The sequence below is a fragment of the Cryobacterium sp. M15 genome, from assembly GCF_002929675.1.
Lineage (GTDB): Bacteria > Actinomycetota > Actinomycetes > Actinomycetales > Microbacteriaceae > Cryobacterium > Cryobacterium lyxosi.
This window is the reverse complement of record NZ_PJJW01000039.1, coordinates 57402-84070: the sequence shown is the minus strand read 5'-3', so window position 1 is coordinate 84070 and position 26669 is coordinate 57402. Positions and strand designations below refer to the sequence as shown.

The window sequence follows — 26669 nt, the reverse complement described above, 5'->3', positions numbered from 1 at the left end:
TCGCTTTATCGCGAATTTTTACTCGTGCTCCACGGGGGCTGCCGGGTCAACAGGGACTTCCGAGCGTGCAGCAGCTGCCGGTTCAGTCGAACTGCCACCAAGTAAGTTTCGCGCCCGGTTGACCAATTCGACGTCGACAATAATCTGATAGCTGGTCGCAATGACCTGCATGGTCGAGGTGAAGTCGCGTCGACGCCGGTTGATGGCATAGCTCGCGATACCCAGCAGCATGCCAAAACCGGCACCCATGATGAGTGCGGCAAAAACGAACGGCAGGCTCGACCCGGTGGGCGAGAACAGAAAGAACAGAATGCCGAAGAAGATTCCGAGCCAGGCACCGGATGCCGCCCCCGCGAGCGCGACCCGGCCGTAGGTGAGTTTGCCGGTCACCCGCTCGACACTCTTGAGGTCGTTGCCCACGATCGAAAGTTGTTTCACCGGAAAGTCGGCCTTTGCGAGCGTATCGACCGCGGCTTGCGCATCGGCATAGGTGCCGTAGGTGGATAGCACCTCCCCGCGGGGCAACACGGGAGGAAGCACCGGGCGGCGTCGGGAGAAAAGGCTCTGGTTACTCATCACGCCATTCTTCCACGCCGTGCTGATCGTGAAATGTGCCTGATCAGCGATGTTCGATGTCGGATCGCACTCTGACATTTTCGCTGGGTCACTGAGAGTGGCCGTATTACCGCGCGGGTGGCCTAGATTTGTCATGTGAGTGCCACCAGAGTTTTTGTTGCCCGACTGGCCGGGTGCACCGTTTTCGACCCCGCGGGCGACCGCGTGGGCAAGGTGCGCGATGTTCTCGTGGTGTATCGAAAAAACGACCCGCCCAGCGTCGTAGGCCTGATCGTGGAGATCCCCGGCAAACGGCGCGTGTTCGTGTCGATCAATCGGGTCACCAGCATCGGCAGCGGCCAGATCATCACGACCGGCCTGATCAACGTGCGCCGTTACGAGCAGCGCGGCGGCGAAGTGCGCGTTATCGCCGAACTCCTCGGGCGCAAAGTGCTCTTCACCGACGGTTCCGGCGAAGCGACCATTGAAGACGTCGCGATCAAAGAAGGCACGGAGGCCGACTGGGCCATCAGCCAGCTGTTCGTGCGCCGCCCCAAGACCAGCGCCTCGCCTTTCGTCAAGGGCGTCACGTCATTCGCGACCTGGGCCGAAGTGCGCGAAAAAGAGACCAAGGGCCAGGCGCAATCCGCCGAGCACCTCATCGCGACCTACTCCGATCTCAAGCCCGCCGACCTCGCCAATACCCTGCTGGACCTGCCGCGGGAGCGCATGTTCGAGGTAGCGGGCGAACTGCCAGACGATCGCCTCGCCGATGTACTCGAGGAGATGCCCGAAACCGACCAGGTCGGTATTCTGACCAGCCTCGGCGATGCGCGCGCCGCCGATGTGCTCGACCAGATGCAGCCAGACGACGCGGCCGACCTCATCGCCCAGCTGCCGGAAGAGCGCGGCGAGCAGCTGCTCGACCTGATGGAACCCGAAGAAGCCGAAGATGTACGTTTTCTGCTCTCCTACGCCCCCGACACCGCCGGTGGGCTCATGACGACCGAGCCGATCATCGTCTCGGCAGACGCCACCGTCGCCGAGGGGCTCGCCCGCATCCGTCGTCACGACCTGGCCCCAGCGCTCGGCGCGGCGATCTGCGTTACCCTGCCCCCCTACGAAGCTCCTACCGGTCGTTTTCTGGGCATGGTACATTTTCAGCGGATGCTGCGCTACCCACCCCACGAACGTCTCGGCACGCTGCTCGACGCCGGCCTCGACCCGGTGACCGCCGACACCTCGGCCGCTGAAGTCAGCCGAATTCTGGCGAGCTATGACCTGGTTTCGGTGCCGGTGGTTGATGAGAATTACCGACTGGTCGGGGTGGTGACGATTGATGACGTGCTCGACTATCTGCTGCCCGACGACTGGCGCAGCCACGACGGCAACGACGATGTGCGCCGCCGGGCCGCTGCCCGCAGCGAATTGAGAACCGGCAGCATCCCGCTGCCCGGAGTGCAGAGGACGCCTCGTGGCCCGCAATAACCGCGCCGACCTGCGCCTGGATGCGCCCAAGGGCCTGCGCACCGGCAACCTCGTAGGTCTTGGCCGCACTGGTCACAGCCGGGACAGCTTCGGCCGCTTCACCGAGGCCATCGCCCGCGGTATGGGGACCCCCTGGTTTTTGCTCGGGCTCACCCTGTTCGCCGTCGCCTGGATCTCCTGGAACACCCTCGCCCCGGAGGCGTGGCGGTTCGACTCGGTTGCGCTCGGGTTCATCGCGCTGACCCTCGTCTTGTCGATGCAGGCATCGTATGCTGCTCCGATGATTCTGCTCGCCCAGAACCGGCAGGACGATCGCGACCGGGTGCAGTTCGAACAAGACCGGCAGCGCGCAGAACGCACCCTCGCCGATACCGAATACCTGGCCAGGGAGGTCGTGGCCCTGCGCATCGCGATCAAGGACATGGCCTCGAAGGATTTCATTCGCGCGGAACTGCGCACGTTGCTCGAGCACCTGGATGAGCGCAGTCGCGCAGACGAGCGCAATCCCGTAGATGAACCTCCTGCCCCAAACAGCACCACGGAAAGCCGCCCCACCGCATGAATTCTGCCCCCGACGCCATCCGCTCCCGTGTTCTCACCGCCCTGGCCGGGGTGACCGACCCGGAGATTCGCAAGCCCATCACCGATCTCGACATGGTATCGGGGGTGACGGTGAGCGACACCGGACGGGTGAGCGTAGGCATCCGCTTGACCATTGCCGGTTGTCCGGCCGCTGCACGCATCGAGAGCGACGTTCTCGCCGCCGCCGAGTCGGTGTCCGGGCCGGGCCGGGCGAGCGTCGAGGTCGCCGTCATGACTCGCGAACAACGCACCGCGCTCACCGAGAAACTGCGCGGTGGCCAGGCGGAACGCAGCGTGCAGTTCGGCCCGGAGTCACTCACCCGGGTCTACGCGATCACGAGCGGCAAGGGCGGCGTCGGCAAATCCACCGTCACTGCCAACCTGGCCGTGGCCCTGGCCGGAGAGGGACTGCGGGTGGGTATCGTCGACGCCGATGTGCACGGCTTCAGCATTCCTGGCCTGCTCGGCCTCGTGCACGACGGTCTCGCGGTCAAACCGACCCAGGTGGGCGACATGATCCTGCCGCCGATCGCGCACAACGTGAAGGTCATCTCGATCGGTATGTTCATCGACGATGCGTCGGCGGCGGTCGCCTGGCGCGGCCCGATGCTGCACCGCACGATCAAACAGTTTCTGACCGACGTGTATTTCGGCGACCTCGACGTGCTGCTGCTCGACCTGCCGCCCGGTACCGGAGACGTCGCCATCACGGTGGGCCAGCTTTTGCCACACGCCGAGGTCATCGTCGTGACCACCCCTCAGGCCGCGGCGGCCGATGTGGCCGAGCGCAGCGGAATCGTGGCCCGGCAGACCGGACAAAGCGTGTACGGCGTGATCGAGAACATGTCGGCGATGGTGCAGCCCGACGGTAGCCTGCTCGAACTGTTCGGTTCGGGCGGGGGCACCGAAGTGGCCAGGCGACTCTCCGCCGGCCAGACAGCACCGGTTCCGGTGCTCGCGCAGGTTCCGCTGAGCCTGGCGCTGCGCACCGGCGGGGATGCCGGCCTGCCGGTCGTACTCGGCGCACCGGATGACCCCTCAGCCCGCGCTATTCTCGCACTCGCCCACACTATGAAGACGCGCACTCGAAGCCTGGCTGGGCTCAGCCTGAAACTCACGCCCCGCTGACGCCTACTCCTCGGGCTTGACCAGCGTCGCCGCGTGGTCGGGAACCTGATGGTTGCTCTCGCGCGGCGGCCGCTCATAGTCGGAAGCCGGCGGGCGTGGCGGAATGTGCACCTTGGGTGGGTCGGTCTTCTCGTAGGGCACGAGGGAGAGCAGATGGCTGATTGCGTTCAGGCGGCTAGCTCGCTTGTCTTCACTCTCCACCACCCACCAGGGCGCTTCGGCAATGTCGGTGTGCACGAACATCTCGTCTTTCGCCTTGGAGTAATCCACCCACTTGGTAATCGACAGCACATCGGTCTCGGACAACTTCCACCGACGCATGGGATCTTTCAGACGCGAACGAAACCGTCGTTCCTGCTCCAGGTCAGACACCGAAAACCAATACTTGACCAGCAAAATTCCATCTTCGACCAGCATCCGTTCGAACAGAGGGGCCTGATGCAGAAACCGACGGTATTCATCACTGGTGCAATAGCCCATGACCCGCTCGACGCCGGCCCGGTTGTACCACGAGCGGTCCATCAGCACGATCTCACCGGTCGACGGCAGGTGCTCGATGTAGCGCTGAAAATACCACTGGCCGCGCTGGCGTTCGGTGGGCATCGGCAGGGCCACCACGCGCGCAACACGCGGATTGAGATACTGGGTGATGCGCTTGATCGCCGACCCTTTGCCAGCGGCGTCGCGGCCCTCGAAGATCACCACGACCCGGGCGCCGGATGACTTCACCCATTGCTGCATCGTGACCAATTCGGCCTGCAGCCGGGCGAGCTCGGCCTCATAGACGGTCTTTGTAACGCGTTTGGGTTTCTTGACAGCAGACATCAACCTCTCTTTCCGCTCTTCACTACTCGCAAACGCATGCTGTCTACGTGGATTCGGAATCGAACGGGGCCGGCCCGAGCGCGGTTCGGGCAGCATCCCTGGCACGTTTACGTTTCAGGTAGGCGCCTTCAGGGTTGGGCTCGGCGCGAGAAATCGTCGCAGACTGTTCCTTGAACGGGTCTTCGTCGGCAAGGGCTTCCCGGATGATGCGGCGCGGGTCATACTGGCGCGGGTCCAGTTTTTTCCAGTCCAGATCGTCGAACTCCGGGCCCATTTCATCGCGCATACGATCTTTGGCACCGTTGGCCATGTCGCGCAGCTGCCGCACGAGACGACCCAGCTGGGCGGCATAGTGCGGTAATTTATCGGGGCCGAGCAAGAAAACAGCGATGATCCCGATCAGCAGAATCTTTTCGAACGTCAGCCCAAACATGTCCTTAGATTAGCGCCCGGCGAGGCATCCACAGACCACACGCGCCACGGCCCTAGTCTTGACCTAATCATCTACTGGAGTTATTTGTGTCTGACATTGAACTGAACTGGAAATTCTCCGACGACTGTGTCGTGGAATCCGAAGCCATCATCCGAGCGCGCCAGCAATCCCTCGAGCTGGGAATCGACGCGATAACGCCTGCGGTCGGGGCGCAATCGGCCGTTCTGGCCGCTGCGACCGGGGCGCGCAGTATCCTCGAGGTCGGCACGGGGGCCGGAGTTTCGGGCATCTGGCTGCTGACTGGGGCTCCTGGCGCCACTCTCACGTCGATCGACACCGAGGTCGACCATCTGCAGCACGCCAAGGCGAATTTCGCCGAGGCGAAGGTTCCCGCCAACCGGGTGCGCCTGATCACGGGCAAGGCCAGCGAAGTTTTGCCGCGCATGAACGAGAATTCTTACGACATTGTGTTCATTGACGCCGACCCGCAATCGGTCATCGAATACGTCGAACACGGACTGCGTCTGGCTCGTCCGGGTGGCACCGTGCTTGTCGCGCACGCTCTCTGGCGCGGCCGGGTGGCCGACCCAGCCCAGCGCGACGATGTCGCGACCGGCTTTCGCACATTACTGACCGAGATTGCCGCGTCGAGCGCTGTCATCAGTGCGCTCTCCCCCGTCGGCGATGGCCTGCTGCAGATCACCAAGCTGCGCGCCTGACACGCCCTTAAAACACCAGAACGGCCGCGCAGTTACTGCGCGGCCGTTCTGGTGTGTCACCTACAGGAACACGAGGCTACTTCGCCGCTGCGACAACCCCGGCGAGTGCATCGTGAAGTTCCTTGGCCTCGGCGTCGTTGACTGACACAACGAGCCGCCCCCCACCTTCGAGCGGCACACGCACGATGATTAGGCGTCCCTCTTTTACAGCCTCCATTGGCCCGTCTCCGGTCCGTGGCTTCATGGCCGCCATGAACTCCCCTTCCATTCGTCTTTGTACCACCATTATCGACTATCTCAGCCTGAGACGTAAATTCGGGTCAGACACAGCGTCAGATTCGAGGGTTGCAGCCGCCCGTCAAGGCGGTGTCCAGTCGTACCCGTCGACGCCCCAGCAGATCAGCAGCCACCCCCACTGGCCGGCCACGAACAGTGCAACCATGGCCACGCGGTAGACCCGGCTGCGCGGCAACGCGGCCGCCCCGAGTAGGGGAAGCATCGGCATGAGCAGCCGAAACGTGCTCGACTGCGGAAAGAACACCGCGAGCAGGTAGAGGCCGTAACTGGCCAGCCAGAGCCTCAAATCCACGCCAAGACGCCGGACGGCGGGAGTGAACAGCAGCACGGCGAAGGTCAGGATAAGGGCGGTCACCACGACAATGCCCCACGGGTCGCCGAGCCACCAGACCCCGCCCTGGAACCACGCGGTGAACGGGACCAGCTCCACGTAGCCGATGTACGGCGCTCGCCAGGCCAGTTCGGTGTCGGTGTAGGCCATCAGGTCGCCCGTGGCGGCCCAGGCCGTGATCGGCCAGACCAATCCCATCAGCGCGCTGAACAGGGCCACGGATGCCGCCAACATCCACTCGTGACGGGAAAACGGGTCGCGGGCGCGGGTGACGAAGCGATAGATGACATGCAGGCCAAGGGCGAGGGCGAAGGCGAGCCCGCTCGGCCGGGTCAGGGCCATGACCGCGATGACGGGGTAGAGCAACCAGTAGCGGCGCTCCAGCAGCAGGTAGAGGGCGAGGGTCAGAAAAAACAGGTACATCGACTCGGCGTAGGCAAACTGCAGAATCGGCGATAGCGGGGCGGCGCAGAACAGCACGACCGCGAACAGTGCCGTGTTCGGCGGCTGCACCCGAGCCATCAGGCGGTAGAACAGCAGGGCGGTACCCAGGCTGAACACCACCGACACGAATACGGCCACGGGCGCCCACGGAAAGTTAGTCAGCTCCATGAGTAGCCGGGCCACGACCGGATAGCCAGGCATGAATGCCCAGGCATTTTCGCCCACCTCGCCGGTGTCGGTGATCGGCAGCACGCTCGGGTAGCCGAGCATCGCGACGATGTTGTACCAGCGCCCGTCCCACATGGTCGCGAAGTCGGTGTATTTCGGGCTGGCACCGGTCCAGGCGTTGGGGCCCTGAACGCTCGCCAGCACGAGGATGAGGCTCGTTGTGACCAGTCGCGATAGTGCCCAAACCACGAACACTTTGCCCCACCACGGGGTCAGCCGGTAGCGGACGTGCCAGACGGTTGGCAGCCGGCGGGCGCGCTGACTGCGGGCGCGCTGACTGCGGGCGGCCGGGCTGCGGGGGCCGAGCATCCGTTCAGTCATTGTGCTGTCGCTGCGCTACCGAACGGATGCGCTCAGCCAGTCGCGCAGACCCTTCTCGCAGGCCGTGATCTCGGCCACGGCGACGCGTTCGTCGTCGGCATGAGCCTTGAGCGGGTCACCGGGCCCGTAGTTGACGGCCGGAACTCCGAGGGCCGAGAAGCGAGCGACATCGGTCCAGCCATATTTCGGCGTGGCCACGCCACCGACGGCGGCGAGGAACTCACGGGCGAGCGGGGCGTCGAGACCGGGGCGGGCACCCTCGGCCCGGTCGACGACGATGAGATCATAGCCGGCGAAGAGCTCGCGCAGATGGGCGACGGCTTCGTCGCCGCTGCGGCTCGGCGCAAAACGATAGTTGACATGCACCATGCACTCGTCGGGGATGATGTTGCCGGCGACGCCGCCGGTGATGCCGACCGCGTTGAGGCCTTCGCGGTAGACGAGGCCCTCCACCTCGACCTCACGGGCCTCGTACCCGGCCAGAATGTTGAGAATAGGAGCGGCTTTGTGGATGGCGTTCTCACCGACCCAGCTGCGCGCTGAGTGCGAGCGCAGCCCGAAGGTGCGAATCTCCACGCGCAGGTTGCCGTTGCAGCCGCCCTCGACCTGGCTCCGGGTCGGCTCGCCAAGGATCGCGAAGTCACCGGCGAAGAGGTCGGGACGGTTGCGGGCGAGGCGTCCGAGGCCGTTGAGTTCATCGGAGACCTCTTCGTGGTCATACCACATCCAGGTCACGTCGACTGCGGGGTCGGTCAGTTCGGCGGCGAGCTTGAGCTGCACGGCCACGCCGGCTTTCATGTCGACGGTGCCCCGACCCCAGAGATACTCGGTGCCGTCGATGGTCTCGTAACGGGTGGGCAGGTTGTCGTTGAGCGGAACCGTATCGATGTGGCCGGCGATGACGACGCGCTGGCCGCGGCCGAGGTTGGTGCGGGCGACGACGGTGTCGCCGTCGCGAATGATCTCGAGGTGATCGAAACCGGCGAGGGCAGCCACGATCGCGTCAGCGAGGGCGGTCTCGTTGCCCGACACCGACTCCATGTCGCAGATTTGCCGGGTCAGGTCGATCGAGGTCGCCGTCAGGTCGAGCACGGTGAGCTGTGCCGGCCTTGCGGCGGCGCTGGCGGGAGCGGCCGGGGCCGGAGTCAAAGAAGTCACTCTACTAATCTAGAGGTATGCCCTCTGCTGTTACCGAAAACGCCACATCCGCACCGACTCAGGCCTGGGGGTATGGTCTCGCCACCGTCGCCTCGGATGGCACCGTGCTCGACACCTGGTTTCCGTCCCCGGCGCTCGGAGCATTGCCGACCGGCCGTGACCGCTGGATCGTTTCGGCCGAACTGTGCGAAGCAGCCGGTGACGACGCTCGCCGCGCGGTGCGTCTCGAGGCCATCACGGTGGAAATCACTCTCGATGCGGCGCCGGCAAGCACCTCGGATGCCTATCTGCGGCTGCACCTGCTCTCCCACCTGCTCGTCAGACCGAACACCATCAACCTCGACGGCATCTTCGCGCACCTGCCCACGGTGGTCTGGACCAATGCCGGCCCGATGCTGCCGGCCGACTTCGCCCGGCTTCGTCCTATCCTGCAACGCGCCGGCATCCAGGCCAGCGGCGTCGACAAATTTCCGCCGCTGCTCGACTACGTCGTGCCGGTCGGCGTGAGAATAGCGGATGCCTCCCGCGTGCGGCTCGGCGCCCACCTCGCTCCCGGCACGACCGTGATGCACGAGGGCTTTGTGAATTTCAATGCCGGCACCCTCGGCTCCTCCATGGTCGAGGGCCGTATCTCGCAGGGTGTCGTGGTCGGTGACGGCGCCGACATCGGTGGCGGGGCATCCATCATGGGAACCCTGTCCGGCGGTGGAACGCAGCGCATCTCGATCGGCGCCCGCGCCCTGCTCGGTGCTAACTCCGGTGTCGGTATCGCCATCGGCGACGACAGTGTTGTGGAGGCCGGGCTCTACGTCACGGCCGGCACCAAGGTTGTCCTGGTCGGAGAAGCGGTCACCGCAGACGGCGCCCCGTCCACGGTGAAAGCGGTCGAGCTTTCCGGCATGCCGAACCTGTTGTTTCGCCGCAACTCCATCTCCGGCGCCGTCGAGGTGCTCGCTCGCAGTGGCAGCGGCATCACGCTGAACGCCGCGCTGCACGCCTAGACAGCGGCCGCCAAGCGGATGTCGGCGGGTTCCGATACCATCCGGGTAGCGGCATCCGCTCGGGTGGGGATCGCTCGATTCACGAGGGAGTGATGTGGGCACCGACGCACCGCGCAGCAAGGGGCACCGTCGCGTTCGGCGTGCGTTGATCGCGCTCGGTATCGTGGTCAGCCTGGTTGTGGTCACCGCGGGTCTCGGGGTCTGGACGGTCACGCGGTCGTTTCCGACGCTGGCTGGCACCGTCGACATTCCGGGGCTCACCGACACGGTCACGGTCACCCGCGATGACGCCGGAATTCCCCAGATCACCGCGAAGACCGCTGCCGACCTGTTTCTCGCCGAGGGCTACGTGCATGCGCAGGACCGGTTTTGGGAGATGGACTTTCGCCGGCACATCACGAGCGGGCGACTGTCGGAACTGTTCGGAGAAAGCCAGGTCGGTACCGACACATTCGTGCGCACGCTCGGCTGGCGAGCCGTCGCCGAGCAGGAGGTTGCCCTTCTCGACCCGGTCAACCTCGGCTACTACCAGGCTTACGCCGATGGCGTGAATGCCTACCTGGGCACCCACCACGGAGCCGACCTGTCGCTCGAGTATGCCGTCTTGGGCCTCCAGAACCCCGGATACGAGGTGGAACCGTGGACCCCGGCCGACTCCGTCGCGTGGCTGAAAGCCATGGCCTGGGACCTGCGTTCCAACCTCGACGACGAGATCGACCGCGCCTTGCTGTCAACGACGCTCACCCCCACCGAGGTGAGCCAACTGCACCCGGACTTTCCGTCCGACCAGCACCCCACCATCACCGGCAGCCAGGCCATCACCAAGCCGTCACCCGGGGCGCTGGCCGCTCGGCCGAACATTGACTCGACGGATATCCCCGCCGCCGACCGCGGCGCCACCCCGGGCACCGAGCCCGACGCACCCGGTTCCGGTTCCGGTGCCGGTTCCGGTTCCGTCGATTCGTACGCGCGGGCTCTCACCGAGTTGCGCTCGCACCTCGGAACGGTGCCTGAATTACTCGGACCGGCCGGCGGGGAGATCGGTTCCAATTCCTGGGTCGTCGCCGGGGCCCTCACCGACACCGGCAAGCCCCTGCTCGCCAACGATCCGCACCTCGGCCCGGCGCTGCCCTCGGTCTGGTACCAGGTGGGGTTACGCTGCCAGTCGATCACGGTCGACTGCCCGTTCGACGTTGCCGGGTACAGCTTTTCGGGAATGCCCGGCGTGATCATCGGGCACAACGAGCGCATCGCCTGGGGCTTCACGAACCTCGGCCCTGACGTCGCTGATCTCTATATCGAGAAGGTCACCGGCGACAGCTACGAGGTGGACGGCGTTCTCAGGCCCCTGCTGCTGCGCGACGAAAAGATCTCCGTCGCCGGCGGTGACGACGTCAAGATCGAGATCCGCTCGACCGGACACGGTCCGCTGCTGAGCGGTTTCGAGGGCACCGCCTACCCCCAGATCGCCAGTGACTTTCCGGAGGCGGCAGGGCTGCCTCCAACCCCGATCGCCGAGGCGGGTGCTGACCAGACCGGCGCTGACCCAACCGGCGCGGACTCAACCACATACGAGCTGTCGTTACAGTGGACGGCGCTCACGCCGGGGCATACAGCATCCGCTATTTTCGCCCTGAACCAGGCGACCGACTGGACCAGTTTTCGCGCCGCGGCCGCCCTGTTCGAGGTACCGGCGCAGAACCTGACCTATGCCGACGTCGACGGAAATATCGGCTATCAAGCGCCCGGGCTTATCCCCATTCGGGCCAGCGGCAACGGTACCCTGCCGGTGCCGGGCTATACCAGTCAGTACGGCTGGACCGGATACATCCCCTTCGACGCCCTGCCCAGCACGTTCAATCCGCCGAGCGGATACATCGTCACGGCCAATAACGCGGCCACCGACCAGAGCTACCCCTACCTACTCACCGCCGATTGGGATTTGGGCTATCGAGCAAACCAGATCACGGCCCGGCTGCAGGAACTCATTGCCGCGAAAACCCCGCTGACCGCAGAGCTGATGAGCGAGATTCAGGGTGACAACTACAGCGCCATCGCGGCGGCACTGGTGCCGGCCCTGCAGCAGGTGCGACTCACCGGTGACGCCACCGAAGCACAGAAGTTGCTCGACGGCTGGGACTACCAAATGGACGCCGACAGTGCCGCCGCCGCGTACTTCAACGTGATCTGGCGCACGCTTGTGCACGACATATTTACCGGCAAGATCGACGCCGGCGCTGCCCTCACCGGCGGTGATCGTGCCTTCTCCGTGGTCACGAGCCTCCTCGCTGAGCCGAACTCCCCGTGGTGGTCCAACGCCGCCTACGGAACCATCGGGCAGGACAGTATGCTGCGCCGAGTAATGACGGATGCCGCGGTGGAGGCTGCCGACCTCATGGGATCGAACCCGACGGACTGGCAGTGGGGCAGCATCCACACCCTTGAGCTCACCAACCAGAGCTTCGGCAAGTCCGGGATCGGCCCGCTGGAATGGTTGTTCAACCGCGGGCCGTACGAGCTCGCCGGAGGTTCAGCCGTCGTCAATGCGGTCGGCTGGGATGCCACCTCGGGCTACCAAGTGGACTGGGTACCGTCGATGCGACAGGTCGTCAGCCTGGAGAACTTCGACGACTCCAGCTGGATCAACCTCACCGGGGCATCCGGGCACGCTTTCCACCCCAACTACACCGACCAGGCCCCGCTCTGGCGCGACCACGAAACCCGCCCCTGGCTGTTCACCCCCGCTGCCATCAACGGCAACGCGACCAACACACTGACCCTCGAGCCCGCGTCGTAGGTAGGTTCCCAAGCGGTTGCATGTCTGAATGATCACGCTCGGAGAGCGCTCGGCAGGCCTGGCTCAGTGGGGTTTTAGGTTAAACACCGGCCTGTGGAAAGTTCAAGCGCGGTTGTAGCAATTCGGTCTATGGTGACCCCATGCAAAACTCGATGCGGCCACGACGCGTGCACAGCGCTGTGCTTTTTAGTGTTCTCTCGACTCTCGTCATGGGCGCGCTGAGTGGATGCATGGCCGCTCCCGACTCCGCTCCCGTTACTTCGGCGGCACCCGTCGCCGAAGCAACGGCCACGCCGACCGACACTCCCCCGGTCTTCGCCTCGAACGACGAGGCGTTGGCTGCTGCGGAAGATGCCTATTCCGAATACCAGGTGATGTCCAACAAGATCGCCCATGAAGGTGGAGCGGAAGCGCAGAGAATTTCCGAGTACACAGTCGGCGAAGTCCTCGAATCGGAACTGGCAACTTACGAACGAATATCGACGGACAAAATCCACCTCGTCGGTGATCTTGCGTTCGATTCATTCACGCTGCAGAGTGCAGATTTGTCGTCAGGCGACGTCATCGCCTATGTCTGCCTTGACGTTACGCAGACGGACGTGATCGACGCTGCGGGGGCATCGGTTATTCCGGCAGGGCGCCCCGATCGCTACCCGCTACAAGTTTCTCTTCTTCATGATTCCTCCGCCAACCGACTCTTCGTCGAGAAATCAGACTCATGGTCCGGCTCAAATTTCTGCTAATTGTTACAGCCACATCGATTGCACTGCTCTATCCCACTGAAGTCGCATTCGCTGGCGCACGCACTATTGCCTGCACTGCAATAGCCGGCGCTCTCTATGCCTGTCCCGACCCTCCGGAAACGGGCGGGAAGGCTATCGGCAGCGGCGTTGATCTGACGGCAGATACCACCACGGGCTCCAGCGGTACCGGAATCTCAAGTCACCCACGACGAGGACGCGGGGGAACAGACCCCCTGGCGCCACCGCGAGTGTGCGCAAACGGCGACCCGGCAAAGCCCGGCATCGACACTATTCCCTGCGGCAACGGCTCCTTCCTACCCTTCGCCCGACCCAACACACCCACAACTCCCTGCACCGTATGCTCCCCCTCAACCATTGTGAGCGTCTCCGACCTGCAAAACTTCCCCGCCTACGCCGCCCCCACAAACATGGAACCCAACGGCTGGACCATCGTCGGACTGCCCACAAATTTCTGGGCCGCCCCATCCGCACAAATCCAAGAAGGACTACTCCTCGGCCAACCCGCCCACGTCATGTTCACCCCGATCGGCTACCACTGGGACTACGGAGACAGCAACACCACCTCAACCCCAACAAGCGGCTCGAACTGGAACAACCTCAACCTCGCCGAATTCTCCAACACCACCACCAGCCACACGTACGCCACAAAAGGCACCTACACCGTCAGCCTCACCATCGACTACCGCGCCGATTACAGCTTCGGCGACCAAGGCTGGCGGCCCGTCGAAGGCATCGTCACCGTGCCGTCAGCCCCCTTCACCGTTATGGCTGCCAAAGAATCAACCGTGCTCGTCGCCCAAGACTGCAACACCAACCCCCGCGGACCCGGCTGCTGACCGATTGGCGACGGCCCACCCAAACCTCGCCGCGCACCCACTAGTCAATACGCGCACGACAATCGGCCGGGACTCTGTCCATTCGGAGGTCATACATGGTGACATCCGAATCCCAGAACCCGCTCATGCCCGTAGCCATTCCATATCCGTCGATCGAGCTGGTCGACACCGTGTCTGGTCAACGCCGTGGCTGGTCAACGCCGTGGCTGGTCAACGCCGTGGCTGGTCAAGACCCTGTCTGGCTCGCNACCGTTATGGCTGCCAAAGAATCAACCGTGCTCGTCGCCCAAGACTGCAACACCAACCCCCGCGGACCCGGCTGCTGACCGACACAACCACCACACGCTCGACATCGAGAGATTCACCGCAACTCCGTGTGCGCGCTCGTCGTGGCGACAACGTCCCGGCCTCAAATCACCGGTACCGCTACCTCGCCCATAACCCGACCGATAAGACTCTCCCTTGCTCAGCTTTCCAGCTGTACCCGCACGGCTGAAACCCGCACTGCGCCGGTTCAGTCCGTGGGCTGCCATCGAGATTTAGACTCGAGATAGGCTACGGCTTCGGTGGCGGCCCAGCCCTGGGGGTACGCGGCACGCAAGGCGGTGACCCCGTCGAGGTCAGTACCGAGAGTAACCAGCGGCAACTCCTCGTATCCATCTCGCCGGGTCTGGCTGAGTCCGACGTTGGCCGTGAGGGCGTTGCACAGGCATTTGCGGCCGGCGGCCTCCGCGCTGGAACCGCCCTTGCGCACAAACGTCGCGACCGGTTCGGCTGGGCACCGGTAGCCGAGCACTCCGGGGGAACGTTCGTACGGCACCCGGAGATAACCGAGATCGCATAGGCGTGGGCGCTCTTCATACAGGGTGGCGTCCGACAGGGTTCCCGGAAGCGTCGCGACTTTGAACGGGAATCCTGTCGAGGAGGCCAGCGGATCGGTACGAATCTCCAGCTCCTGGCTGTCGATTTGGCGGAGCAGCTGCTCCCGCAGGGTATCGTCGAGGCCGGATTCGGCCGCGAGGGCGAACAGTGTCCCCACCTGAACGCCAGCAGCACCAATCGCGAGGGCTTCCTTGACCCGCTCGGGGGTGCCATAACCGCCAGCGACCCAAAACGGCAGGCCGACCGCTGCGACCTTCGCCAGATCGGCGTCATCCCGGGGGCCGTAGACGGGTTGGCCGTCGTCATCGAGGGAACCGCGTCCGCGCGGAGGCGCATTGTGCCCGCCGGCCCGCGGTCCTTCGATGATGAAGCCGTCGGGACGCGTCGACTCCTCCCGGGTCAGGTACACAGCGAGCACATGGGCAGCGACGATCGCCAGAAAACGGGGGCGGTGTAACGGCGGCAGTCCTCCACCGGTCAGGGCTTCCGGATCGAATTCGACGGAGTATCTGGTGGTGGAGTTCTCGACGTGCAGGTCGAGCGCCCGGGTCTCGTGCCGGGCAAGTCCGGTGAGCAGCGCGGGTATCTCGGCCGGGATTCCAGCTCCCATCAGCACATAGTCGACGCCAGCCAACATTGCTCCGTAGGCCGCGCTCGGGGTGGCCAATTGCACCTTCTCAAGAAAATTGATGCCGACCAGACCCTCGTGGCCCTCCTTGGCCAGCCAGACTTCGACGAAGTTCGCGACGACACTCAGCTCTAGCGATTTCACAAGCGGATGCTGGCTGACCTTCGCGATGGGAAGGTACGGAATTCCAGAGCGACGGCCACCGGCCCGAAAGTATCTCCGCAGTACCCGATCGGCCAGGGCCGGCACCGGAAAATGAGCCAACGCGCGGCGCACGTGGCCACTCGCGTCGCCGTCCTGCAAGCGCCTTGCTATGACCGTGTCGAGAGCGGTACCGCTGACGACACCGAGCTGCCCCGCCTTGGACACCGCGCGGGCGAGTTGCCACGATGACACGGCAACTCCCATGCCGCCCTGAATGATGGTTGGCAGCGCCTGCGTTGGGCGCGGAGTCGTGGATGTGGCCGTCGCAAGTATCACGGACGCAGTCATCTGGAGCAGAGTCATAAGCGAACCTTTCAGTGACGGACACCACGGGTGGGCGCCCTTTCACAGACTATTCCCGTGCATATTCCGTCCCACGAATACGTTCCGAAGGTCCATGCCAGCTCCGGCTAAAAGCGAAAAGCTAGATGCGGAGGGCAGACGGCGGAAGGCGCGATCAACGAGGGACAGCCGACGTCCGAGTGATTTGGGGCGTCGGTCCGCACGCTCGACCGTGCGGATGTATCCATAAATAATTACTGCGCCGGCCGTTGACGCAGGCCACCGCGTCAGCACCCATCACGCCACACGCCAGTCACCAGAGCACATCACAGCTATTGCTCTTCAAACACCCACCAGCAGCTCGCGCGCCCGCGCTATCGACCCGTGATTGCGCCCCTGTTCGTAGTGCGCGGGGTCTTCAGCACCGGGTCATTTGCGCAGGAAGAGTACAGGCGCGATGCTATCTGCGGGGGTAGTCGCGGGCCGGGGAACCCACGTAGAGCTGCTGCGGGCGGCCGATCTTGGTGGCCGGATCCTCGTTCATCTCACGCCAGTGCGCAACCCAGCCGGGCAGACGACCGATCGCGAAGAGCACAGTGAACATGCGGGTCGGAAAGCCCATCGCCTTGTAGATGACGCCGGTGTAGAAGTCGACATTGGGGTACAGGCGACGTTCCTTGAAGTAATCGTCATTGAGCGCAATGTGCTCAAGTTCCTGCGCAATGTCGAGCAGGTCGTCCTGCACGCCGAGGGCGGCCAATACCTCATGGGCGCTCTCCTTGACCAACGTGGCGCGCGGGTCGTAGTTCTTGTAGACCCGGTGCCCGAAGCCCATGAGCTTCACGCCCTGCTCTTTATTCTTGACGCGTTCGACGTACTTTTCGACGCCCTGGCCAGATGCCTGGATCTCACCGAGCATCGATAATACGGCTTCATTGGCTCCGCCGTGCAGCGGCCCGAACAGCGCGTTGATGCCGGAGGAGACCGACGCGAATAGGTTGGCCTCCGTCGAGCCGACCAGGCGCACCGTCGAGGTCGACGCGTTCTGCTCGTGATCTTCGTGAAGCATGAGTAGGCGTTCAAGGGCCTTACTGACGACCGGGTTGATCTCGTAGGGCTCGGCCATGTTGCCGAAGTTGAGCTTGAGGAAGTTGTCGACGAAGCTCAGGGAGTTGTCGGGGTAGAGAAAGGCTTGACCGACGCTCTTCTTATGCGCGTAGGCGGCCATGACCGGCAGCTTGGCCAGAAGGCGAATGGTCGAAATCTCGACCTGTTCCGGGTCCCTCGGGTCGAGCGAGTCCTGGTAGAACGTGGACAGGGCCGAGACGCCCGAGGCGAGCACACTCATCGGGTGCGCCTTGTGCGGCAGAGAGTCAAAGAACCGACGCATGTCTTCGTGCAACAGCGTGTGGTGGCGGATGCGATCGTCAAAGTTAGCCAGTTCACTCGCGCTGGGCAGATCACCGTAGATCAACAGCCAGGCCGTCTCGAGAAAGTTCGAGTTCTGAGCGATCTGTTCGATCGGATACCCGCGATAGCGCAGGATACCGGCGTCACCGTCGATATAGGTGATCGCGGAGCGAGTTGCCGCAGTATTCACGAAACCGTAGTCCAGCGTCGTGAGGCCGGTCTTCTTGGTCAGGGTGGAGATATCGATGCTCGACACGCCGTCCACACTGGTCAGGATCGGGAACTCTGCACTCCCGCCAGGAAAGGTGATGGTGACCTTATTCGGGTCAGCGCTGATCGGTTCGCCGGATGTTGTGTGCTGCGCGACGTCGGTCACGGAGCCTCCTCGGGTATCACTGCCGGATGAAATGTGACGACGCGTCACTGAGTCGGCCAGTGATCAAGATGCTGTGGTCGACTCCGTCGCGACTACAGCCTAATCCGCCTGACCACCCGCTGTTGCATCAGCTAAGACTTCGGTCGATTCGTTGGCAGAAGTCCACAAGCCCTCAGCCCAGACAAACGCTGCTTCAAACCACCAGGCGTGCTGCAGCGGCGGCAATACGCTCATCGGTCGCGGTGAGCGAAAATCGCACGTGCTCAGGGTAGACATCACCATAGAACGGACCGGGACCGGCCAGAATGCCGAGGGCGGCCATCCGTTCGACGGATTGCCATGCCGGTCGTCCCTCGGTCGCCCACAGGTAGAGCCCCGCCTCGCTGCGATCGATGCGAAAGCCGGCCTCCTCCAGCGCGGGAAGCAGCACAGCGCGGCGTGCGCGATAGCGCTCTTTCTGAACGCTCACGTGCTCGTCGTCGCCGAGAGCGGCGATCATTGCCGCCTGTAGCGGCGCCGGAAGCATGAGGCCGGCGTGTTTACGTACGGTCAGCAGGCGCTCGAGCACGGCGCTACAGCCGGCCGCGAAAGCCGCCCGATAGCCGGCCATATTGGACTGCTTGCTGAGCGAGTAGATAGCGACGATTTTGCGTCGGTCGCCGTCAATAACCCGGGGGTCGAGGATGCTCGGGATCGCCTCGGCATTCCACGGGGCGTCCCAGCCAAGCTCGGCATAACACTCGTCGCTCACGATCACGGCGTCGAGTTCGCGGGCGCGGGCAACGGCAGCGCGCAGGTCGTCGACCGACAAGACTCGGCCGTCCGGGTTTCCGGGGCTGTTCAGCCAGATCAGCTTGGTCGATTCGGGCCACTCGGCCGGATCATCAGAGGCCACGGCCACAGCACCGGCAATAGCCGCACCGATCGCGTAGGTCGGGTAGGCCGCCCGCGGGTGCACGATCGTGTCGCCATCACCGAGGCCGAGCATGAACGGCATGAGCGCCACGAGCTCCTTGGAACCGATCGTGGGCAACACGTTCTTGGGCTCCAGCCCAGTGACACCGCGGCGCCGGGCATACCAGGCGATGATCGCCTGCTGCAGGGCGGGCGTACCGACGGTTTGCGGATAAGCGTGGGCATCCGTTGCGGTGCGCAGCGCCTGCTGCACGACGTCGGGCGTGGCATCGACCGGCGAACCGATCGACAGGTCGACGATCCCGCCTGGATGCTGCCGAGCCTGTTCGGCGAACGGAACCATCTGGTCCCACGGGTAGTCCGGAAGCGGCTTCAGCACGAAAATCGCTTAGTGCTGAACCTGTGGTGGCAGTGCGGAGATGACGGGGTGGTCCTTGGCGAGGACGCCGATTTTGGCGGCTCCGCCGGGGGAGCCGATGTCGTCGAAGAATTCGACGTTGGCTTTGTAGTAGTCGGACCACTGTTCGGGCAGGTCATCTTCGTAGTAGATGGCTTCGACCGGGCAGACCGGTTCGCAGGCGCCGCAGTCGACGCACTCGTCCGGATGGATATAGAGGGATCGTTCGCCCTCATAAATGCAGTCCACCGGGCATTCATCGATGCAGGCACGATCTTTGACATCAACGCACGGAAGAGCGATCACATACGTCACAGGCTGGGGGTTCCCTTCGAGAGCGGACACCTGATTGTACGCCCCCTCGGTCAGGCCTCTTTCCGTATTACGCGGCGCCGGCTAGCGCCGGCGCGGCGGCAGTTTCGGCCAAGCCAGCACGAAAGCCGCGATCAGCGCCGGAACAACAGTCCACAGGGTTCCGGGCAGGCCCGCCGGCACAAGCACCGACCCCCCGGAACCGCGCAGTGACAGCACAAAAATGGTCAGGAGTAATCCCGTCGCGGCGAGGCCGACCACGAACCTGTCCCCCACGACAAGGCGCAGCCCGAGCAGCAGCGCTCCGATGCCGACGAACGCGATTGTCAGGCCGATCGGCAGCGCCATCCCGAACAGGGTCAGGGTGGCCTGGTGAGCGATGGTTCCCAGCACACCGAAGAGGATGCCCAGAAGCAGTCCGCCGAGACCGCCCAACGAACGGTTCGCCAGGGTCGGGCGCGCGGGCCGTCGGGTGGGCGCGGGCAGCGCTGTGCGCGGGGCATCCGCTCTCAGGAACGTTTCGGTGTCGGTGATGACATCGATAGCCCCGTCCGCCAGGACGCGGGTGTGCTCGGTCAGCGTCCAGCGCGCAGGGAAGTGAGAGAGGGCGCGCAGTTTCTGGTCGAGGTGAGCGCCGACGTCGATGGCGATGAGACGCTGGCCGGCTGCCTGCCGCACCGTGCAGGCCAGGAACACCGGCAGGCCGGCCTCGTGCGCTGCGGTCGTCGCGACCACACGCAGACCGTCATCGACGGCGCCAACGACCACTGCGGTTGCCCCGAGTGCGTCAATCGCCTCTCGAAAAGTCGAGACGAATTCGAGCGCGGAGACCTGTGGCAAGCGGTGCCAGCTGCGCGCCCCCAGCTCGGCCAACGCCGCAAAGATCACGGCGTCTGCTTCGATGAGAGCACCGGCGTAGAGCACAACCACCCGTGACCCATCGGCGCGCAGCCGGGCAATCGTGCCGCCGGTAAGTGCGGATTCGTCGCCGGGCCGGGCATGCACGAACAGGATTCGTTCGCTGCTGCCGGACATGACCATGGGCGTACGCACCGTTTCTGTTCTGCTGGCTATTCATCTTGCTGGGTAACACCCGTGCTCGAGTCAAATTATAACTAGACACGTTCGCGCCGTTCCGACTAGAGTCGGATTCGGTAAGGATAGCCTTACCAAAGCTTTCACCCGAAACGTGCCCGACCTATTCGAGGGACCCTGTGCTCGCAAACTACCTGATCGGCCTGCGCGAAGGCCTTGAGGCCGCGCTGATCGTGACGATCCTCATCGCCTACATCGTGAAAATCAACCGTCGTGACGTGCTGCCGCGCATCTGGATCGGCGTGAGCCTGGCCGTGCTCCTCGCCCTCGGCATCGGCGCCCTGCTCACCTATGGCACCTATGGGCTCTCGTTCACCGCACAGGAGACCATCGGGGGCGTGTTGTCGATCGTCGCGACCGGCCTGGTGACCTGGATGGTGTTCTGGATGCTGCGCACCGCACGCGACCTCAAGGGGCACCTGCAGGGCAACATCGACAAGCACCTTGTCGGCACCGGCCTCGGCCTCGTTCTCGTCGCCTTTCTCGCGGTCGGTCGTGAGGGCATCGAGACCGCCCTGTTCCTCTGGGCCGCCGTGCAGGCCACCGGGGCGACGACCATGCCACTGCTCGGCGCGGCGCTCGGCATCGCGACGGCGATCGGCCTCGGCGCACTGATCTACGCGGGCATGCTCAAGATCAACCTGTCTAAGTTCTTCACCTATACCGGCGCGATTCTCATCATCGTCGCTGCGGGCGTACTCTCCTACGGCGTGCACGACCTGCAGGAAGCCGGATTCCTGCCCGGCCTGCATGCCCTGGCCTTCAACGTGAGCGCCGCCGTGCCGCCCGACAGCTGGTATGGCACGCTGCTCAAGGGCACCCTGAACTTCTCCCCCGCCACCACCTGGCTGGAGATGTTCGCCTGGCTGGCCTACGCCGTGCCGACACTGAGCCTCTTCATCAAAAAAAGCCGCCACGGCCGCACGACCACCCACCCGGTTCAGACCGCACCCCAGACGCCGGCACCCGTTCCGGTTGCCGCGCACTGACTTCTCATTTCTCTGCCAAAGGATCTTCATGCCTCGTGTCTTGCGTTATGCCCGCCTGCTCGGCGTCGGTGTTCTCGGTGTCACTCTGCTCAGCGGCTGCGTCGCAAACAACCCGGCCGCCTCGCACACGGCCCTCGCCGTGGACAGCAACGCGACGAATTGTGCGGTGTCAGCCGACGAGGCGCCGGCTGGCAGCATTCGCTTCTCGGTCACCAATTCCGGTGACCAGGTGACCGAGTTCTACCTGCTCGCCGCCGACGGTCTGCGCATCGTCGGCGAGGCCGAGAACATCGGCCCCGGTCTTAGTCGCGACCTCGTCGTGCAGCTCGACGCCGGTAGCTACTTCACCTCTTGTAAGCCGGGGATGGCCGGCGACAGCGTCGGCAAGGCCGAATTCACCGCTACCAAAACGGATGCCGCCGCCACCGTCAGCGTCAACCGCGCCGCCCAGATCGACACCGCCAACTCCGACTACGCCTCATACGTCTCTCAGTAGATCAACCAGTTCGTCACGGGCACCGAATCGTTCGGCGACCTTGACCCCACGCTCGACCTGCGCGAGCCCGACCTCGAAGAGGACCAGGACCGGACCGCCTGGCACACGTGCGGCTGGCGCATACAGCCCAGAACAACGGCACCAAATTACTGCGTCCCAGCTACAATTTCGTCGATGGCAACGATGAGTTGGGGCGACTGGAAGCCGGGTTGTTCTGCATCAGCTTCCAGCGGTCGCCACCCAATTCGCTACTGTGCAGCTGAACCTGGTCAAGCTCGACGCGCTCGACGAGTACATTTCGGCGCGTTAGCAGCGCCCTTTTCGCCGTTCCCGGAGGCATCTCCGACCAAGAATTACGTCGGCGCAGCCCTGTTCGCCTAACCGAGCGCCGGCACCGGAGTGACGGTGTACAGAACGCCATCGGAATTTCCAGCGACGACGACGCCGTACGTCGCATTCGCCATTGTGACCACCTCAGCGTCTACTCCGGCCACAACTTCGGTGAAGCCGGCCGCCAACAGCTGGGCCCGCGCGTCGTCCAGGGGAGCCGTCGACGTGGTACTGACGGTCACGACCCAGGCACCGACCCCACTCTCGCCCAGGCCACCGGTCGCGAAGAGAACCTCTCCGTCGAGCACAGGAATTTCGGTCGGCCAGTCGGCGGGAAGCTGCCCACCGAGGCTGACGTCACCGCCCGTCGCGTCCTGAACAGCCCCGTTGACGGCGCCATTCACGCTATCGCGCACGGACTCGCCCACGGAGCAGCCCGCCAAGAGCGGTAACCCGGCGGCAGCGACTACGAGAGCGAGAACAACTCGTCGTGTTGGTCTGCTGGTTGTCATGAAAAAACCTTTCACGTTATGCGAATGAGTACACCGCGAGGATGCACAAAGTGCCGCTTTGACCTGGTCAAAGCGGCACTTTTTACGCTCTTGGGAGCGAAACTGGCTAGTTCGCGTCCATCTTCTTGACGCGTGAAACCTGGCGTGAGCGAGCGGATGCCGTCAGCTCCACCTTGCGAATACGCACGGCGGCGGGGGTGACCTCGACGCACTCGTCTTCGCGAGCGAATTCGAGGCACTGCTCGAGCGAAAGCACCTTGGGCGGCGTCATCGACTCGAACGTGTCGGAACTGGACTGACGCATGTTGGTCAGTTTCTTTTCCTTGGTGATGTTCACGTCCATGTCGTCGGCGCGCGAGTTCTCGCCGATGACCATGCCTTCATAAACCTCACTGGTCGGCTGCACGAAGAACGACATGCGCTCCTGCAGGTTGATGATCGCGAACGGCGTGACAGCACCGGAGCGGTCGGCCACGATGGAACCGTTTGTGCGGGTGTTGATGGTGCCGGCCCAAGGCTCGTAGCCGTGCAGAATCGCGTTGGCGATACCGGTACCACGCGTGTCGGTGAGGAACTGGGTGCGGAAGCCGATCAATCCACGTGACGGAACGATGAATTCCATGCGAACCCAGCCAGTGCCGTGGTTGGCCATGTTCTCCATGCGACCCTTGCGGGCTGCGAGCAGCTGCGTGATGGCACCGAGGTATTCTTCGGGCGCATCAATGGTGAGGTGCTCGTACGGCTCGTGGATCTTGCCGTCAACGCGCCGGACAACCACCTGCGGCTTGCCAACGGTGAGTTCGAAGCCTTCGCGACGCATCTGCTCGACCAGGATGGCGAGGGCCAGTTCACCACGGCCCTGAACCTCCCACGCGTCCGGGCGTCCAATGTCAACGACCTTGAGCGAGACGTTACCGACGAGTTCGCGGTCAAGGCGGTCCTTGACCATGCGGGCGGTGAGCTTGTGGCCCTTGACCTTGCCCATGAGCGGCGAGGTGTTGGTGCCGATGGTCATCGAGATGGCCGGGTCGTCGACCGTGATGGTCGGCAATGGGCGCACGTCGTCGGGGTCGGCGAGGGTCTCACCGATGGTGATGTTCTCGATACCGGCTACGGCGACGATGTCGCCGGGGCCAGCGCTCTCGGTCGGGTAGCGGTCGAGAGCCTTGGTGATGAGCAGCTCGGTGATCTTCACATTGCTGACGGTGCCGTCCTGCTGCACCCAGGCCACGGTCTGACCCTTCTTGATGGTGCCCTGGAAGATGCGCAGCAGTGCGAGACGGCCGAGGAACGGCGACGCGTCAAGGTTGGTGACGTGCGCCTGGAGCGGGTGCGTGTCATCGTAGGTCGGTGCCGGGATGTGCTTGAGGATCGCATCGAACAACGGCTCGAGGTCATCGTTGTCCGGCAGGGTGCCGTCTTCGGGCTTGTTCCAGCTGGCGGCACCGTTACGGCCCGACGCGTAGACGACGGGTACGTCGAGGACGGCGTCGAGGTCGAGGTCGGGAAAGTCGTCGGCCATGTCGCTCGCGAGGCCGATCAGGAGGTCCTGGCTCTCGGCCACGACCTCATCGATACGCGCGTCGGGACGGTCGGTCTTGTTGACCAGCAGGATGACGGGAAGCTTGGCTTCGAGCGCCTTGCGGAGTACGAAACGGGTCTGCGGCAGCGGGCCCTCTGAAGCATCGACGAGGAGCACGACGCCGTCGACCATGGACAGTCCGCGCTCGACCTCGCCACCGAAGTCGGCGTGGCCCGGGGTGTCGATCACGTTGATCGTGATGGGACCCTCGGTGGCGTGGATGCCCTTGTACGAAACCGCCGTGTTCTTGGCGAGAATCGTGATGCCCTTTTCGCGCTCGAGCTCGTTCGAGTCCATCGCGCGCTCTTCAACGTGAGAGTGGTCAGCGAAAGAGTCGGTCTGCTTGAGCATCGCGTCGACCAGCGTCGTCTTACCGTGGTCAACGTGAGCAACGATTGCAACATTTCGGAGGTTATTGCGTGTAGCAATCGCCATAAAAATAAATCCTTACGAAGAATGAGTGCCGCAGAGTCTCGCGCGCGACGAAGAATGGATACCAAGGGTCATAGTGTGACCCAAAGTAGTATCCTACCGTATGATTTTTACGCTCCGGCGGACCGCGAGCCCGAAGGCAGACACAAGCGGGGCGAGACCGGATGGCCTCACCCCGCGTAGCAGTGCTGCGAGTCGGTTAGTTCTTCCAACCGACGAGGGTCCAGTCGACGGTTTCGAACTGCGTGGCTCCGTAATTCACGAGACCGTCCTTGACCGCGTACACATTGGGGAGCGGTGCGATCGGAATGATGGGCACGTAGGCGGCCAGCACCTTGTCGATCTTGTCGGCGATCACCAGGCGCTTCTCGGGATCGAGCTCGGTGTTTGCTTGGTCGAAGAGACCGGTGAGCGAGTCATCGGTGATCCCGGTGAAGTTCGACTCGGAACCGACCGGGGAGAACAACGCCTCCGACGACGAAATCGGGAAGGCGGTACCGGCCCAGGAAAAGCCCGTCATTTCAAAGTCGCCCGTGATGACGTAGTCGGAGAAGAATCCAGCCGCGGGAACCTCGTTCAGTTCGACAGTCACGCCGACATCCTTGAGGTCGGCCTGCACCTGAACGGCACGCTGCTTGTTCGTGGCCGTCTCGGCTGGGATCGTCATGGTGAGAACGAGAGGGGTGCCATCCTTCTCACGCACGCCGTTGTCACCTTCCGTGTAACCGAGTTCATCGAGGAGTGCCTTGGACTTGTCGACGTCGAAGCCGATCGCGTCACCGACGTTGTCTTCGAACCCCTTCTGACCGGGCATGAAGATGTAGCTTCCCTGCGTTGTGGCAGGAACGCCCACCGGGGTGTTGGCTGATTCGGAAATAACGGACCGGTTGATGGCGTGACCAAGCGCTGTACGCATCTTCACATCGGCGAGCGGCCCCTTGGAACCGTTAAAGGTCACGTGCGTCCACGTGAGGCCACCGGAGGACTGGATCTGGGCATCCGTTCGTCCCTGGGCGGTCTGGTAGGCGTCGGCGTTGGACGAAATGTAGAGCACGTCCGTTTCGGAGTTGCCGAATGCTGCCGCCTGCGCGTCGCCGCTGACGACCTTCACGTAAATGGTCTCCAGCTTGGGCGTCTGACCCCACCACACCGGGTTGCGGGTGAGCGTGACGACCTGGCCGGTCGTGTCGATGTCCGAAATCATGAACGGTCCGCTGGACGGTATCGGCGACGTGATGTAACCGGTGTTGAAGGCCTCCGACGTGGCGGTGGCAGCAACCGGAAGAATGGCAGGCAGGTCCGCAAAGACGGACTGCCAGTCCGCGTTGACGCTGCTGAACGTCACCGTGAAGTCGAAGTCCCCCTCGATCGGCTCTATCGATTCGATCTCTTCCCAGATCGCGCTCGAGGCCGGCTGGTAGGCCTCATCGGCACCGTTCATGGCACCCCAGGTGGACTCGTAGTCCTTGTAGGTGATGGGAGCACCGTCTTGCCAGACGGCGTCCGGGTTGAGCTTGATCTCGACGACCTGGGGATCTTCGCTGATGAGCTCGACCGACGTTGCATAGTCGGGGTTGAGCTCTGGTGTTCCGTCTTCGCCGATGGAGTAAATGCTGCCAGCAGTGGGCGAGATGGTGGTCTTCGTGTCGACCTCGTTGCCATCGACGTGGGCGAGGTTCCAGTTTGCCGGCATAGCGTTGATGGCCAGGTTGAGCGTTCCCCCATCGGTGACCTGGTCGGCCGTGGCGCTGTCCCAGGCCGTAGACGGCACCGCACCACTCGGGGTGTCGGCGGTACCATTTTCTGCGGTATTGCCGGGTGCGCATGCCGTGAGGAACAGGGCAGACGCACTCAGAACGGCAACTGCTGCGAACGCAGTACTTTTCCGTCTCATAGGGATTCTCCTTTGATTCTTGGTGG

General features: G+C 63.8%; 25 protein-coding genes. 11 read left to right on the top strand and 14 right to left on the bottom strand.

What is annotated here, in order from left to right; translation table 11 throughout:
- Positions 1–18 precede the first annotated feature (18 nt).
- On the bottom strand, positions 19–576 hold the full coding sequence (locus tag CXY83_RS11780; RefSeq protein WP_233200854.1) for a general stress protein: 558 nt from the start codon (positions 574–576) through the stop codon (positions 19–21).
- Positions 577–711: 135 nt separating this feature from the next.
- Here CXY83_RS11780 and CXY83_RS11775 point away from each other — a divergent pair, with 135 nt between their 5' ends.
- From CXY83_RS11775 to CXY83_RS11765, 3 genes are read left to right on the top strand one after another with little or no spacing between them, the layout of a single operon-like run.
- Positions 712–2043 carry a magnesium transporter MgtE N-terminal domain-containing protein gene (locus CXY83_RS11775; RefSeq protein WP_104197539.1) on the top strand — a complete coding sequence of 444 codons (1332 nt, stop codon included), beginning with the start codon at positions 712–714 and terminating at the stop codon, positions 2041–2043.
- Positions 2030–2605, top strand: a complete 576-nt coding sequence (locus tag CXY83_RS11770; RefSeq protein WP_104197538.1) for a DUF1003 domain-containing protein — start codon at positions 2030–2032, stop codon at positions 2603–2605. The genes CXY83_RS11775 and CXY83_RS11770 overlap by 14 nt, the downstream gene beginning before the upstream one ends.
- The gene (locus tag CXY83_RS11765; RefSeq protein ID WP_104197537.1) at positions 2602–3753 is read left to right on the top strand and encodes an Mrp/NBP35 family ATP-binding protein; all 1152 of its coding nucleotides are present in this window, start codon (positions 2602–2604) and stop codon (positions 3751–3753) included. The genes CXY83_RS11770 and CXY83_RS11765 overlap by 4 nt, the downstream gene beginning before the upstream one ends.
- A gap of 3 nt (positions 3754–3756) precedes the next feature.
- Here CXY83_RS11765 and ppk2 read toward each other — a convergent pair whose 3' ends face one another.
- A complete protein-coding gene (gene ppk2, locus CXY83_RS11760) occupies positions 3757–4578 on the bottom strand; it encodes a polyphosphate kinase 2 (protein WP_104197536.1) in 822 nt (273 codons plus the stop codon).
- A gap of 43 nt (positions 4579–4621) precedes the next feature.
- Complete coding sequence (locus tag CXY83_RS11755) at positions 4622–5011, bottom strand: twin-arginine translocase TatA/TatE family subunit (RefSeq protein WP_104197535.1); 390 nt, start codon at positions 5009–5011, stop codon at positions 4622–4624.
- Between the two features lie 86 nt (positions 5012–5097).
- Between CXY83_RS11755 and CXY83_RS11750 the strand changes: the two genes are divergently transcribed.
- Positions 5098–5730: an O-methyltransferase gene (locus tag CXY83_RS11750; RefSeq protein ID WP_104192976.1), complete on the top strand. Its 633-nt coding sequence runs from the start codon at positions 5098–5100 to the stop codon at positions 5728–5730.
- Positions 5731–5806: 76 nt separating this feature from the next.
- Here CXY83_RS11750 and CXY83_RS11745 read toward each other — a convergent pair whose 3' ends face one another.
- The 3 genes from CXY83_RS11745 to dapE all read right to left on the bottom strand — a co-directional run bounded on the left by CXY83_RS11745 (position 5807) and on the right by dapE (position 8500).
- A complete protein-coding gene (locus CXY83_RS11745; RefSeq protein ID WP_092108645.1) occupies positions 5807–5983 on the bottom strand; it encodes a DUF3117 domain-containing protein in 177 nt (58 codons plus the stop codon).
- Between the two features lie 105 nt (positions 5984–6088).
- Positions 6089–7351 carry a hypothetical protein gene (locus CXY83_RS11740; protein WP_233200851.1) on the bottom strand — a complete coding sequence of 421 codons (1263 nt, stop codon included), beginning with the start codon at positions 7349–7351 and terminating at the stop codon, positions 6089–6091.
- A gap of 15 nt (positions 7352–7366) precedes the next feature.
- On the bottom strand, positions 7367–8500 hold the full coding sequence (gene dapE, locus CXY83_RS11735; protein ID WP_199184962.1) for a succinyl-diaminopimelate desuccinylase: 1134 nt from the start codon (positions 8498–8500) through the stop codon (positions 7367–7369).
- A gap of 26 nt (positions 8501–8526) precedes the next feature.
- Here dapE and dapD point away from each other — a divergent pair, with 26 nt between their 5' ends.
- The 4 genes from dapD (at position 8527) to CXY83_RS11715 (ending at position 13907) form a co-directional block, all read left to right on the top strand.
- On the top strand, positions 8527–9510 hold the full coding sequence (dapD, locus tag CXY83_RS11730; RefSeq protein WP_104197534.1) for a 2,3,4,5-tetrahydropyridine-2,6-dicarboxylate N-succinyltransferase: 984 nt from the start codon (positions 8527–8529) through the stop codon (positions 9508–9510).
- Between the two features lie 94 nt (positions 9511–9604).
- Entirely contained in the window at positions 9605–12307 is a 2703-nt protein-coding gene (locus CXY83_RS11725; RefSeq protein ID WP_104197533.1) for a penicillin acylase family protein, read from the top strand.
- Between the two features lie 209 nt (positions 12308–12516).
- Positions 12517–13050 carry a hypothetical protein gene (locus CXY83_RS11720; RefSeq protein ID WP_146069926.1) on the top strand — a complete coding sequence of 178 codons (534 nt, stop codon included), beginning with the start codon at positions 12517–12519 and terminating at the stop codon, positions 13048–13050.
- Between the two features lie 377 nt (positions 13051–13427).
- Positions 13428–13907, top strand: a complete 480-nt coding sequence (locus tag CXY83_RS11715; RefSeq protein WP_146069925.1) for a hypothetical protein — start codon at positions 13428–13430, stop codon at positions 13905–13907.
- A gap of 514 nt (positions 13908–14421) precedes the next feature.
- Here the strand turns inward: CXY83_RS11715 and CXY83_RS11705 are convergent.
- The 5 genes from CXY83_RS11705 to CXY83_RS11685 all read right to left on the bottom strand — a co-directional run bounded on the left by CXY83_RS11705 (position 14422) and on the right by CXY83_RS11685 (position 20348).
- Complete coding sequence (locus CXY83_RS11705; protein ID WP_233200849.1) at positions 14422–15924, bottom strand: nitronate monooxygenase; 1503 nt, start codon at positions 15922–15924, stop codon at positions 14422–14424.
- Between the two features lie 439 nt (positions 15925–16363).
- A complete protein-coding gene (locus CXY83_RS11700) occupies positions 16364–17650 on the bottom strand; it encodes a citrate synthase (protein ID WP_104197753.1) in 1287 nt (428 codons plus the stop codon).
- A gap of 232 nt (positions 17651–17882) precedes the next feature.
- Entirely contained in the window at positions 17883–18983 is a 1101-nt protein-coding gene (gene dapC, locus CXY83_RS11695; protein ID WP_277612390.1) for a succinyldiaminopimelate transaminase, read from the bottom strand.
- 9 nt (positions 18984–18992) lie between these two features.
- Positions 18993–19316 carry a ferredoxin gene (fdxA, locus tag CXY83_RS11690; RefSeq protein WP_104128115.1) on the bottom strand — a complete coding sequence of 108 codons (324 nt, stop codon included), beginning with the start codon at positions 19314–19316 and terminating at the stop codon, positions 18993–18995.
- An 81-nt stretch (positions 19317–19397) separates the two neighbouring features.
- Entirely contained in the window at positions 19398–20348 is a 951-nt protein-coding gene (locus tag CXY83_RS11685; RefSeq protein ID WP_166786107.1) for a PIG-L deacetylase family protein, read from the bottom strand.
- Between the two features lie 179 nt (positions 20349–20527).
- On the opposite strand from CXY83_RS11685, the gene efeU reads away from it, so the two are divergent.
- From efeU to CXY83_RS18620, 3 genes are all read left to right on the top strand, one after another.
- The gene (gene efeU / locus CXY83_RS11680) at positions 20528–21397 is read left to right on the top strand and encodes an iron uptake transporter permease EfeU (protein ID WP_104197527.1); all 870 of its coding nucleotides are present in this window, start codon (positions 20528–20530) and stop codon (positions 21395–21397) included.
- A 28-nt stretch (positions 21398–21425) separates the two neighbouring features.
- Positions 21426–21893: a cupredoxin domain-containing protein gene (locus CXY83_RS18170; protein WP_104197526.1), complete on the top strand. Its 468-nt coding sequence runs from the start codon at positions 21426–21428 to the stop codon at positions 21891–21893.
- A 107-nt stretch (positions 21894–22000) separates the two neighbouring features.
- Positions 22001–22156: a hypothetical protein gene (locus CXY83_RS18620; RefSeq protein ID WP_369831158.1), complete on the top strand. Its 156-nt coding sequence runs from the start codon at positions 22001–22003 to the stop codon at positions 22154–22156.
- Between the two features lie 114 nt (positions 22157–22270).
- Here CXY83_RS18620 and CXY83_RS17455 read toward each other — a convergent pair whose 3' ends face one another.
- The 3 genes from CXY83_RS17455 to CXY83_RS11660 all read right to left on the bottom strand — a co-directional run bounded on the left by CXY83_RS17455 (position 22271) and on the right by CXY83_RS11660 (position 26643).
- Complete coding sequence (locus CXY83_RS17455; RefSeq protein WP_146069924.1) at positions 22271–22735, bottom strand: hypothetical protein; 465 nt, start codon at positions 22733–22735, stop codon at positions 22271–22273.
- Positions 22736–22841: 106 nt separating this feature from the next.
- Complete coding sequence (typA, locus tag CXY83_RS11665) at positions 22842–24752, bottom strand: translational GTPase TypA (protein ID WP_104197525.1); 1911 nt, start codon at positions 24750–24752, stop codon at positions 22842–22844.
- A 196-nt stretch (positions 24753–24948) separates the two neighbouring features.
- A complete protein-coding gene (locus CXY83_RS11660) occupies positions 24949–26643 on the bottom strand; it encodes an ABC transporter family substrate-binding protein (protein ID WP_104197524.1) in 1695 nt (564 codons plus the stop codon).
- Positions 26644–26669 lie beyond the last annotated feature (26 nt).